This is a genomic window from Lujinxingia vulgaris, from assembly GCF_007997015.1.
Taxonomy (GTDB): Bacteria; Myxococcota_A; Bradymonadia; order Bradymonadales; family Bradymonadaceae; genus Lujinxingia; species Lujinxingia vulgaris.
In genome coordinates this window covers 57,320-70,218 of sequence record NZ_VOSM01000010.1, presented here as the reverse complement: position 1 = coordinate 70,218, position 12,899 = coordinate 57,320, and the positions used below count along the sequence as shown (strand labels likewise).

General features: G+C 66.5%; 6 protein-coding genes. 4 read left to right on the top strand and 2 right to left on the bottom strand.

Annotation, left to right across the window (positions count from 1 at the left end):
• Positions 1-397: 397 nt before the first annotated feature.
• On the top strand, positions 398-2,110 hold the full coding sequence (locus FRC98_RS16990; RefSeq protein ID WP_146982629.1) for a hypothetical protein: 1,713 nt from the start codon (positions 398-400) through the stop codon (positions 2,108-2,110).
• Between the two features lie 52 nt (positions 2,111-2,162).
• Here the strand turns inward: FRC98_RS16990 and FRC98_RS16985 are convergent, their stop codons facing one another.
• Positions 2,163-2,477 carry a glycerophosphodiester phosphodiesterase gene (locus FRC98_RS16985; RefSeq protein ID WP_146982628.1) on the bottom strand — a complete coding sequence of 105 codons (315 nt, stop codon included), beginning with the start codon at positions 2,475-2,477 and terminating at the stop codon, positions 2,163-2,165.
• A gap of 47 nt (positions 2,478-2,524) precedes the next feature.
• Positions 2,525-3,079 (bottom strand): hypothetical protein, encoded by a 555-nt coding sequence (locus FRC98_RS16980; protein WP_146982627.1) that lies wholly within the window; start codon positions 3,077-3,079, stop codon positions 2,525-2,527.
• Between the two features lie 637 nt (positions 3,080-3,716).
• Between FRC98_RS16980 and FRC98_RS16975 the strand changes: the two genes are divergently transcribed.
• The 3 genes from FRC98_RS16975 (at position 3,717) to FRC98_RS16965 (ending at position 12,649) form a co-directional block, all read left to right on the top strand.
• A complete protein-coding gene (locus tag FRC98_RS16975) occupies positions 3,717-6,776 on the top strand; it encodes a hypothetical protein (RefSeq protein WP_146982626.1) in 3,060 nt (1,019 codons plus the stop codon).
• Positions 6,773-7,516, top strand: coding sequence for an esterase/lipase family protein (locus FRC98_RS16970; RefSeq protein WP_146982625.1), 744 nt, complete (start codon positions 6,773-6,775; stop codon positions 7,514-7,516). Before FRC98_RS16975 ends, FRC98_RS16970 begins: the two co-directional genes overlap by 4 nt.
• 831 nt (positions 7,517-8,347) lie before the next feature.
• Positions 8,348-12,649 carry a hypothetical protein gene (locus tag FRC98_RS16965; RefSeq protein ID WP_146982624.1) on the top strand — a complete coding sequence of 1,434 codons (4,302 nt, stop codon included), beginning with the start codon at positions 8,348-8,350 and terminating at the stop codon, positions 12,647-12,649.
• Positions 12,650-12,899: the final 250 nt, after the last annotated feature.

Sequence of the window (12,899 nt, the reverse complement as noted above, 5' to 3'; positions counted from 1 at the left end):
ACCCAACCCCCCAACCACAAAACGCGGCCCCCTTAAAACCGACCGAGGGTCAGACATCCCTCTTTGTCTCTAAGGAAATCCCGCATCGCGATGAACGCCAAGACCGCCTATGCTTACACCTCCTCAGGCAAGATTGAGCCACCACGGCACAATGACATGTTGATCGATTTCAAGGATGCCCTCGATGGGATGTCGACGTTTATTCACTCCGTTCACTCCGTTTGCCGCGTCGATGAGCGTCGTGGCGTTGCTTCTCACTCAAAGTCTGGGGTGTCGGTCGTCATCGCCGGATAAGCCAGCTTCCGAGGCCTCGTTCGCTGGGAGTACGCCCTCCACGACGAGCGCGCCCTCCTCTGGCGAGCCGCAACCCGGGAGCTCCGAGCGTTGCGATGAGCCGATGCTGATCTCGGTGGCGGAGGAGATGTTCCTGCAGGCCGGAGGGAGCGACCCGGCCGCCGAGGCGCTGCGCCAATCCTGCGCGGGGGAGCACGGGGTGCAGGGCTGCTCCTGCGCCTCGTTGCGGGACTACTTAACGACCTCCGCCCTCGTGCAGACTCAACTCGACAGATGCTGCGAAAGCTCGGAGCTGTGCGCGCGCAACGGCCTCTGTCAGCCGGCAAATCCCGCTGGCGAGCGCTGGCTGGAGGAGTTGCAGATGGCCGTGAAGGTCACCCGCTCCCTCGGGCAGCTGGAGTTGGTCTGCGAGAGTCCGGCCTTATGCGAGGCTGCGGCGTCGGGCTGCGCGCAGACTGTGGGTTGCACGTACAGCGGCCGCTGCGGCGTCGACGACGAGGGGCAATGCGCGGCGACCCGGGTGGAGCATTGCCGGGAGAGCGGGGGCTGCATCGAGAGCGGGCGCTGCTCGCTTAGCCCCTCAGGTACCGGCTGCGTCATCGCCTCCGAGGAGGACTGCGCCCGAAGCGAGCGCTGCCGGGTGGATGGGCAATGCGCCTACAGCGACGCGTTTGGGTGCGAGGCCGCGACCGAAGCGCATTGCCTGAACTCGGCCGGATGCCGGGAGCAGGGGCGCTGCTCGCTGAGCGCCGCCCTCGAAGACCTGACGAGCGATAAGCGGGGACGAATCTGCTTCTCAGCGAGCAACCTCGCGGTCAAGCAGGCCCGTGTCGCGTTATCCGATGCGCTCGCCAGGGCCTCCCTGGCTCCTCTGCGCGAGGGTCTGGCGCGTGTCAAAACCGGAGAGGCCGAGCTTGAAGCCTTTCCCACATTCTCTCCTCGCCAGGTACACCCCGATCTGCCCTCGACCGAGCGCCGCAGGTACATCGTCGCGGTCGTCATAGAACCGGACCACGAGGCGACCTATGTGGTCCCCTGCGAGGAGTATCTGGCGCTGCAACGCGAGCTCATTCCCCCGACCCGGTGGCGCCGAGAAGGGTTTGTTCTTGAGGCCCAGGCACAGCGCCTGAGCGCCGGAGATCAGGTCGTGATCGACCGCTCCGCGGAGTACTGCAGCGGCGAGTCGTCCTCCGGGTGGCGCACCACCTCGCTGGAGTCGTGGGTCGGCCCCGTCGTCACCCTGCATGAGTACTCGGAGTTCACCGACAACGAGTACGAGCTGGTTCAGAACTCGTGGCGAACCCTCGACCTGCACCACGGAGAGCCGGCCTCCTTGACCCGGCTCGTCGAGGAAGCCTCGCTCGTCGAAGCCTTCAAAGACGACGTCTGGGTCAGCGACCAGATCGCCTCCTTTTTGCAGATCGCCGAGCGCCGCCTCGCTGAGGGCCACATCAGCCGCTCCGAGCTCGACGAAGCGCGTAAGTGGGTTGCCGACTTTGAAGCCGAAGCGTCCCTGGTCGAACTTCTCACCCTTTTTAACGAAAGACTCCGCGGCAGCGAGTTTATCGCGCTCAACCCACAGCAGGTTCCTTACGGCTTCGCCTACTTTGATCCAGCGCGCGGGCAGGTCGCCCTGCGCCTCGCCATCGCGCGCCTGGCCGGACCGGGGCTGACCGACTTCATCACCCTGGGCCTCATGGTCGACATACGCCCGGAGTACCGAGAGGCCTTCCAACGCGCCGACGACGAGGGCTGGCTTATCGGTGGTGAGCAGACCCCGTTTGAGCTCGACCTGCACGAACGCGAGCTTGAGTAGCCGCAGCCTCGATCTCGGATCACAGGTCCGACCGAGAGACGGACATCCCCCTTTATTTACGCCGCGCCACGAGCAGATCCGGGCGATCGCTGATGATGCCGTCGACCCCCAGATCGATCAGACGTTGCATCTCCAAAGGCTCGTTGACCGTCCAGGGATGCACCTGCAGCCCGGCCTCGCGGGCCTCGGCCATGGAGGTTTTGGTAACAAGCTCGGCCCTGGGTGACCAGATATGGGCGCCGCGGCGGGCGTAGTCGATGAGCGGGGCGCGACGCTCTTCCTCAAGCACCGACGGAGGATGAGGGTGGTCCGAGCGAGAGAGGGCCATCACTCGCCAGGAACGCGCAAAAAAGGCGACCAGACCCATCGTCTGGCCGCCTTCTCAGAGCATGCGCGTTGAGGGGTAGAAGCGCCTTAGATGCTGGTGATCTCCAGGGTTCCGCCATCGAGCATATCAAACGCGGCGCACCCACTTTGAACGGTCGTGAGGAGCTCCAGGCGCACGGTCACCTCCAGGCTTGCGATGGGGATCGCGTCGAGAATCTCCACCTGGATGGCCTCGGTGCCCTGGGAAACCGTGATGGTTTCATAGAGAGCTCCGTTGACGAAGACCCCGACATCGGCCTGCCCGCAACTGTCCAGGCTGTTTGCGAGATCGACCTCCAGGGCAACGCCCTGCAAGGTGCTGCCGTACGCCAGCTCACGGGTGCCCTCCACGTACTCCCCGTCGATCCAGAAGGTCGTGCCCTGAATCAAATAACGGGTGTCGCCGGGCCGGGGAAACGCAAACTCGTTGACGATCGGTGCATCCTGACCATCGGAGAAGGTCACCTCCGTGCCATCCTCGCAGCTCATCGTGTAGGTCCCGTCCTCGTTGTCGAACACCGAGCAGAACGAGCCGTCCTGACCGTCGAGGCCGGCTTCGCCGTCGAGGCCGTCGGTGCCAGAACATGCTCCCGTGAAGAGCAAAAGTGCCGCCAGTGTTGCCAGAGCAAAGCGCGATGATGTGGTAGGGGGGTAGCATGGCACCCTCCGATGAAAACAAGGGGTAAGGGTTGCGTGACATGTCGTAACAAACATGGAAACTCGCATCAATTCGCGAAAGCGCCTCCCTTACATGTTTCATTCAGGCCGAGGGTGCGGCGATCTTAATAAAACGCCCCCCAACCCGACCGCATCCAGGGCGTCGCCTGGCAAGGAGCAAGGATGAAGCTGTAGCAACGCTACCGCGAATCCGAAGCGACGCAGCCAGCGGCGTCCCGGGGCGGTCGGCATCTGGCAAGGAGCAAGGATGAAGGTTGTAGCAACGCTACCGCGAATCCGAAGCGACGCAGCCAGCGGCGTCCCGGGGCGGTCGGCATCTGGCAAGGAGCAAGGATGAAGGTTGTAGCAACGCTACCGCGAATCCGAAGCGACGCAGCCAGCGGCGTCCCGGGGCGGTCGGCATCTGGCAAGGAGCAAGGATGAAGGTTGTAGCAACGCTACCGCGAATCCGAAGCGACGCAGCCAGCGGCGTCCCGGGGCGGTCGGCGCCGAACATTTGGCGCTCCGACCCAACTCCTCTATAAGGCCCTGACTTCAACGATGACCTGCTCCGGGCCTCTTTATGTCTGTATGCCGTATCGCCACCTCCCTCCTCGCCATCCTCTTCATCGCCTCGTGCAGCAGCTCCAAACCCACCGAAGCGCCCGATCAAAACGAGCCCGAATCCGAGGTGACCGAAACGTCGCAGGCCGAGCGCCGCCCCGACCCCGGGCCGCGCTTTCCTCACGAGAGCGGCCAGCGAAAAGCGGAGCTTCGCGAGCCCTACGTCCTTGAGGCCACCGAGGTCTTTGCCGCTGGCGAGCACGTCTACCTCTCGGCGGTCTTGCCCGAGGCCTTTGGCGCGCCGGACCCGGTGCTCAGCGCGCAGCTCAAGCGTTTTGGTCATGAGGCCACCCCCCGCTGCGAGGTCGATGCGCTCCAGGTGGTCGGTGCGCGGCACGGGCGAGCTGTGATCGCGTGTGATCCGGCGCGGGTGGTGGTGCGGATGGTAGGTGAGGAGCTGCCGGAGAAGGTGCAGGTCGACCTCTTTTTCTGGGCCTATGGCGAGTCGGTCTCCGAGCTGGTCGACGTGCAGCAGCCGGTGATCATCGCGATCCCGGAAGCGCCCACCGACGCGCCGGAGCTCGCGCAGACCTTCAACGAGAGCCTCAGCGCCTACTTCAGGAAGCTGAGCTTCGGGCTCACTGGCGAGCCGAACTTTTTCACCTTCGCGCGCCATCGCCTCGATGCGCTGGAGCAGCAAAACGCCGCTGAAAACGGGCCGATGGCCATTCCGCAACGCACCACCCGCCAGCATATTCTCCACGAGACGATGGCCACCTACAGCGGCCTGCGCTCGGTGGAAGAGACCCTGCAGATCGACCGCGCCTTTTTCTCGCGCGCCGCGCCCGCCAGCGAGCAAACGATCGATCTGGAGACGATCGAGGGCGTGGGGCTGGCGGAGCATCCCTGGCAGGAGATGATCGCCGAGCTCGGCCAGCAGCCGACCATCGAGCCGCTCGCCAGCTCCGTGCCCGACGACATGGCCTACGTCCACGTCCACGATCTGCGCGCCTTTGTGCGCCTGGCGGGCGAAGTTGAGACCTGGATCGCGCCCATCATCCAGGCCCTGGAAAACAAGGCCGGAAGCCGCCACCTGATGCAGCGCTACGAGACGATGCTGGGCATTGAGCGCAGCGGCCTCTCGGAGCATCTGGGCCATCTGGCCGCCCACGGGGTGGCCGTGGCCACCACTGACCCATTCCTGCGCGAGGGCGGCGATCTCTCGCTCCTCTTCCATGTGCGCGACCGCGATCTTTTAAATCAGGCGCTCACGCGCTACGAGGCCGCGCTGCGCAAGACCCACCCCACGTTGAGTGAGCGCGTTGTCGAGGCCGGCGAGCATAGCGTGCGGGTGCTTTCGACGCCCGACGGTGCGGTGCGCCAGCATCGCCTGGAGCTCGGCGACGTGCTGATTCTGTCGACCTCGATGGACGCGTTGCAGCGCTTTATTGATGTGGCGGAAGGCCAGCGCGCCCCCCTCTCCGAGAGCGGCGATTTTCGCTACATGCGCGCGCTCTACCCCTTCGATAAAGCGGCCGAAGACGCTTTTGTCTTCATCGGCGATCGCTTTGTAGAACATACGGTCAGCCCGCGGGTGCGCATTCTTTTGGGACGGCGCATGCAGGCCCGCGCCGACCTCGCGGCGGTGAACAACGCCGCGCTCCTCTTCGGCTGGCTGGAGGGCCGCTCGCCAGCCGACGGCGCCGAGCTCGTCGCGAGCGGGCTTCTGCGGGAGACCGAGCTCGCGCATGCCGATGGTCAGCCCATCAGCTATACACCGGCCGTGGGAGCTTCTTCGGCCTGGGGCAACCTCGCCAGCATGACCCCGATCCTCGAGCTCTCGATCGACCGGGTCACCCCCGACGAGCAAGAGGTCTACGAGGCCTTCCGCCAGGGGTATCTGTCGAACTGGCAGACGCTGATCGACCCCATCGCCGCGCGCCTGACCTTCGATCAAGCGCAGGGCCACATCGGCGTCGACGCCCGCATGCTGCCCCTGGTCAACAACAGCGAGTACGAGCGTCTGGCCGAGCTCGTCGGCCAGCGCGCCGTGAGCGCCCCCGGCCTCGACGGCGCCCTGCAATGGACCCTGGCCGTGGGCGACGACGCCTCGCTGCGCCGCGACTTGAACCGCGCCGCCCTTCAGATGACGGGCAACAGCGACCTGGGCCTCGACTGGCTGGGCGATTGGGTCATGCTCGGCGCCTACGACCGCAGCGGCATCTGGGACCTGGCCACCCTTCAGCGCCTCATCCAGAGCGCCGACAACCGCCACTTCGGCTCCACCCGCTCCCCAAACGAAGAACTCCTGGAGATCCTACCCACCCTCCCCCTCTACCTCGGCGCGCACGTCGCCAACCCCGCGGTGCTTGCCGCCACCCTCAGTGCGCTGCGCGCCTTTGTGGAATCCACCGCCCCGGGGCTCTTGCGCTGGGAGCAGGCCGAGCCCTACCGCGAAACCCCCATCACCACGATCCGCACCGCCGAGGCCGCGGGGCCGGTCGGTCTCAACGACCTGAAGCTGCATTACACCGTGGCCGGCGGCGTGTTCCTGATGAGCTTCAACATGCCGACGCTCGAAGCGCTGATCGACGCCGGACTGGACGGAAACTTCTCCCAGGCCTCGCCAGAAAACGCCGACGAACTCCTGATGCAGACGATGTTCACCTACGACCCGGCCCCCGGCACAAGCTGGCTTGAGCGCACGCTGCTCGGCCTCCTGGAGACCCGGGCCATGGAGAGCGACAGGATGGCCTCGCGCTCCTGGTACCTGCTCGGCCAGGGCCTCGGCGAGCTGCCCGAAGCCGACCCCGCGCGCCGCGACATCGCGCTGCGCTACCTGGGCTACGAGCCTCAGGACCTGCACGATGGCGACTACGCGCTCGACGACGCGGGCCGCGTCACGCACACCCTCTACGGCCCCGGCCACGCCTACGCCATTCCGCCGCTGCCGGTCCAGCCCTCCTCGCTGACCCGGGCGGTGCAAGCGTTGCACTCGCTAAAACTGCACCTGGGCTTTGAGGGCGAAGGCGACCACCACGGCCTGCACTCGGTGGTGAGCTGGGAGCGAGGCGAATGATGCCCCCCGAAACCTCACCGACGCCGCGCTCCGCCGCCCTCGTCAGCGTCCTCGCGCTTATGCTGATCGCGGCCGCGGGCCTCACCAGCTGCTTCAGCTGGCAGCACGACGCCGAAGATCTCGACCCCCTCCAGGGCAAAGAGCTCGTGGTCATTGTGCACGGCCTCGGCCGCACCGAAGCCTCCATGATCCCGCTGAGCCACGCGCTGGAAGAGGCCGGCTACGAGGTGTTGAGCTGGGGCTACTCGAGCTTCTGCTGCCGCCTGGAGACGATCGGCCAGCAGCTCGCCAGCGAGCTTGAGCGCATCGAGGGCCCGCGCCCCACAAAAATTCATTTTGTCGGCCACAGCTTTGGAAACCTCGTCATCCGCCAGCTCCTCACCCACACCCCTCCCCCCGAACCCGGCCGCGTCGTCATGCTCGCCCCGCCCAACCAGGGCTCCACCAAAGCCGACCGCTGGGCCCCCTATTTTAGCTGGATGCTCGCCCCCCTCGACGATCTCGTCACCGACCCGAGCGGCGCGGCCGCCTCGTTGCCGCCAATCCGCGAGCGCGCGGTCGGCATCATCGCCGGCAGATACGACGGCAAGGTCAGCATCGACGAGACCCGCATGAAAGGCACCGACGCCCACATCGTCGTGCCCTCCGCCCACACCTTCATCATGGCCGACGGGCAGGTGCACGCGCTGGTGTTGAGTTTTCTGGAGACGGGCGTCTTTGAGGGCGCGACACCCGAGTAGTTTTTGTTGGTGTCTGTCCGGGGGTCGGACATCGGCCTACGGGTACTCGGGCTCGTACGGGTACTCGTAGCTCGTGCTGGTCCTCGTGCTCGACCTGGTACTCGTACTCGTAGCTCGTGCTGGTCCTCGTACTCGTAGCTCGTACTGGTCCTCGTACTCGTAGCTCGTACTGGTCCTCGTACTCGTAGCTCGTACTGGTCCTCGTGCTGGTCCTCGTACTCGTCGCTCGTACTCGACCTGGTACTCGTAGCTGGTACTCGTAGCTCGATCTCGGGCTCGATCTCGGACTCGTGAACCCCCAACCGCCCATTACGAATCGACCAACCTCGCGAACCCCCGGCGCCCCTCAACCACCCAACCACACAACCACCCAACCACAAAACGCACACCCCCCAACCGTCTATTACGAATCGACCAACCTCGCGAACCCCCGGCGCCCCACAACCACCCAACCACACAACCACCAGACCAACCACAACCCGCGAACCCCAACCGCCCATTACGAATCGACCAACTCCGCGAACCCCCGGCGCCCCACAACCACCCAACCACACAACCACCCAACCAACCACAACCCGCGAACCCCAACCGCCCATTACGAATCGACCAACGTCGCGAACCCCCGGCGCCCCACAACCACCCAACCACACAACCACCCAACCACAGAGCGAACCCGCCAACGCCCACACGAATCGACCAACCTCGCGAACCCCCGGCCCCCCCCGCCCCTCCCAAAAACTTTCCCCTTGTTAGATCCTTTTCCAAAGCGCACCGTTTCAACCACTGGACACATTTATCTCCCCCCTCCCACCGCTTACCCGGGGACAGGCCATGACGATGGTGATCTCTCGAATTCTTGCGATTCTCAGCCTCAGCGCGCTGCTCCTTCCCCTGGCGAGTGGCCAGGCCTATGCCCAGTCGGAGGTCCCCGACGCGCTGCGGCCCTGGGTGAGTTGGGCGATGGCGGATGTGGCTAACCACGGCTGCTCCCATTTTGAAGGCACGCTGAGGTGCGACTGGCCGGGCCGGCTGGAGCTTTCGGCCGGAGCGCAGGGGGCGAGCTTTGAGATGGAGGTCTGGCTGGACCGCGAGGGGGAGGTCGCGCTGCCCGGGGGGCGAGGGGCCTGGCCGCAGGAGGTGACGCGGGCGGGGCAGGCGCTGGTCGTCACCGGGGAGTCGGCGCCGGCGGTGAGGCTTGGGGCGGGCGCCCACACCCTGCGCGGCCGCTTTGTGTGGAGCGAGCTTCCGGAGGTGCTGCCCGTGCCGGGGCACCTGGGGATCATTGAGCTCGCTATCAACGATCAGTCCGTCGACCACCCGCGTCACGACGCCGAGGGGCGCCTCTGGCTCAAAGAGGGCCGCAGCGGCACGGTGACCGAGGCCGACAGCCTGCGCGCCTCGGTCTACCGCCGCTTCGATGACGGGGTTCCGCTGCGCATTAAAACGCGTCTGGAGCTCAACGTCGCCGGGCGCGCCCGTGAGGTCGAGCTTGGCCAGGTGCTGCTGGAGGGCTCGCGGGCCATCGCGCTGAGCTCCCCGCTGCCGGTGAAAGTCGAGTCCGGCGGCCAGCTCAGCGTCTACGTGCGGCCCGGCACCCACTTTATCGACATCGACGCCGTGATCGCGCAAAAGGGCGCTGGCAAAGGCGATGGCAGCCCGGGCACCGAGACCCTCAGCGTGCCTGACCGCGCCGAGGGCATTTTCGATGCGCAGGAGGTCTGGGCGTGGTTTCCCGATGAGCTCGTGCGCTCGGTGGAGCTCGAGGGCTTAAACGGCGTCGATCCCGACCGCACGACGCTTCCCGAAGAATGGCACGGCACCACCACCTTTCTGGCCGGCACCGGCGACGCCCTCACCCTTCGAGAGACGCGTCGCGGCCAACTCGACACCTCCCCCAACCTGCTGGAGCTCCATCGTCAGATCTGGCTCGATCTCGACGGCCAGGGCGCGACCACCCGCGACGCGCTCACCGGCACGATGTACCGGGGCTGGCGACTGAACTATGGCGAGGGCGCGGAGCTGGGGCGAGCGGCCCAGCGGGGTACTGACCTGCTGATCACGCGGGATGAGGGGGGGCAGGAGGGCGTGGAGGTCCGCGACGCCTCCCTCGACATCACCGCCGACATCCGCATCGAGGAGGGCATCTCCTCCTTCGATGTGGTCGGCTGGCAGCATGACCTGCAACGCCTCGGCGCCACCCTTCACACCCCGCCCGGATGGTCGGTGCTGGGTGGCCGCGGCGTCGACGCGATTGCCGGCTCCTGGCTGCACTCCTGGGATCTGCTGGCCTTTTTCTTTGTGCTCATCGTCGCGCTGAGTTTTGCCAAACTCTTCGGCTGGCCCTGGGGCGTGGCCGCGGCCGTCGCGCTGTGTCTGACCCACGGCATCGACGATGCCCCCCGCTGGATCTGGGTGCATCTGCTGGCCACCGGGGCGCTCTTGCGCGTGCTGACCTCGGGGCGCTTTCGCAAGATCGTGGTCCTCTACCGCGCCGTCGCCCTGATCACCCTGGCGATCATGCTCACCACCTTCACCCACCGTCAGATCCAGCAGGCCATCGCCCCCCAGGCCTACCAGCCGACCTACGCGACGAGCTGGCTGGAGACAGCCATGACCGGCGCGGCCGACTCCTCCTCGTATGCCGAGTACGAAGAAATGGCCGTCGCCGAGCAGGAGATGGCCCCGGAGCCCTACCTGCGCGGCGGCAAAGGCGCATCCATCATGAGCTCGGTGCCCGGCGACGCCAGCCAGTACCGCAAGGCCGAAAAGAGCGTTTTGCAGGTCGACCCCAACGCCGTGGTGCAGACCGGCCCCGGCGTTCCCTCCTGGGACTGGCAGAGCTGGCAGCTGATCTGGACCGGCCCGGTGCGCGCCGGCCACGAGGTCCGCATCTGGCTCATCTCCCCGGCCCAAAACGTGGTGCTGACCCTGCTGCGCCTTCTGCTTCTGATCGCCCTGGGGCTCCTGATCATCAGCCGTCGCGAGATGGTCTGGCAGGGCCCCGACGACGATGATCCCCGGGCGAAAAACCCCGACAATCGCCCCTCCGGCCCCACCCGAGGCGGCAAAAAAGCCGCGGCCGCCCTCGGCGCGCTCCTGGCCATGAGCGCGGCCCTGCTGCCCAACGCCCACGCCCAGGACTTCCCGCCCCAGGCGATGCTCGACGCCCTCAAAACCCGCCAGATCGCCGCCGCGAGCTGTCAGGGCCCCTGCGTCAGCGTGAGCCAGGCCACCATCGAGGTCGATGACCTCGACTTTGTGATGCGCGCAGACGTTCACGCCCGGAACGCCGCCGGCCTGCCGCTGCCCGGCCCCGACGATCCCCTGCGCATCACCGAGGTTCGCGTCAACGGGCAAATCTCCCACCAGCTGCGCCGCTCCTCCCAGGGCCTCATCAGCGTGCGACTGCCCGAAGGTGTGCACCGCCTGGAGGTGCGCGGCCGCCTGATGAACCGCGCCTCCCTCACCCTCCAGTTCGACCCGGCCACTCGCCCCCGACACACCACCTTTGAGAGCGAAGACTGGACGGCCGACGGCATCGATCCCCGCGGCGTCGTCGACGGCACCCTCCAGCTCACCCGCCAGGCCGACGCCACCGCCCCCGGCCAGGGCACCGAAGACCTGCTCGCCAGCCGCGACCTGGAGCCCTGGTTTGAAGTTCAACGCCACCTGGCCATGGGCGTCTCCTGGCAGATGCGCACCACCATCCTCCGCACCCAGACCGATCGCCCCCAGCCTCTGCGCTTCCCGCTCCTTCAAGGCGAAGCCGTCATCACCGAGGGCTTCCGCGTCGAAGAGGGCCACGTGCTGCTCGACTTCGCCCGCGGCGAAAGCAGCCTGAGCTTTGAGAGCGAGCTTCCCATTCAGCCCTCCTTCGAGCTCACCGCCGCCACCGAGAGCCCCTGGACCGAGATCTGGACCGCCGAATGCAGCGCGATCTGGCGCTGCGACTACGAGGGCATCGCCCCCATTGAGACGGTGCGCGACGGCCTCTACCAGCCCCGCTGGCTGCCCTGGCCCGGCGAAGCCCTCACCGTGGTGGCGATGCGCCCGGAAGGCTCTCCCGGCCAGGCCACCACCGTCGAGAACGTCACCTACCAGATCACCCCCGGCGAACGTCTCCTGCAGGCCAACCTCGAGCTGCGCATCCGCTCCTCGCGCGGCGACTGGCAGACCATCACGCTCCCGGAGGGCGCCGAGGTTCAAAAAATCCTGCGCGACGGCACCGAGACCGCCATCCGCCCCCGCGAAGGCCGGGTGCAGCTCCCCGTGCGCCCCGGCTCCCAGACCTACCGCATCGAATGGCAACAGCCCTGGGAGCGCACCCTCATCGAGCGCTTTCCCACGGTCGACATCGGCAGCGCCGCGGTCAACGTCACCCAGAGCATGCACCTGAACAACGAGCGCTGGCTCCTGTGGACCCTGGGCCCTGACTGGGGCCCCACCGTCCTCTTCTGGAGCCACCTCCTCATACTCATGATCCTGGCCGCGCTGCTGGGCCTGTGGAAATACTCGCCACTTCGCCGCCATGAGTGGCTGCTGCTCACCCTGGGCCTGGCCCCCCAGCCGGTGCCCGTGCTCATCCCGATCGTGGCCTTCTTCGTGCTCTTCCAGTGGCGCCGCCGTCACCCCTTAAGCCGCCCCTGGCAGTTCAACCTGGTGCAGCTCGCGCTCGTCGGCCTGACGCTGGTCGCCATCGTCTGCCTCTACGGCGCCATCCACGAAAACCTGCTCGTCGACGTCGACATGCAGGTCCGCGGCATGGACTCCCATACCTCCCACCTGCGCTGGTACACCGACCGCGTCGGCAACACCCTCCCCTCCGCCGGCATCCTCTCGCTGCCCATCTTCATCTGGCGCGGCCTGATGCTGCTGTGGGCGCTGTGGCTCTCCTGGAAGCTCCTCAAATGGGCGCCCTGGGCCTGGCAGGCGTTTAGCTTCGAGGGCATCTGGAAGGCCATGCCTAGCAAGTTCGCGCTGGCAACCCACGCCGCCGATGAGGTGCCTGAGGCGAAAACGTCGAAAAAGGCACCCGAGGACGCCGACGGGGAGGTTGAGGCGCCGACCCAACCCGAAGACGACGCCGACGGGGAGGCTGAGCCGCCGGAGAAGTCTGAGGAGCCCGAGGCATAAACGCTCATTCGGCGCATCCTCCTCCCCTGTTGCGAACCGACCGGGAGACGCACATCACCCACACATTATGCGGTCCATGTCCGACTCTCGGTCGGGTTTGTGCCCGAATCGTCACAGATCCGGATGAGCGCTACCCCGCCCCCTGAACCTGCCAGCATCGTGCCGCAAGCGGGCCGCCCCTCCCCAACCCGGGGTCGAACATCACCCTTTGTTTATGCGGCGAATGTGCGACTCCCGGTCGGACACGCTC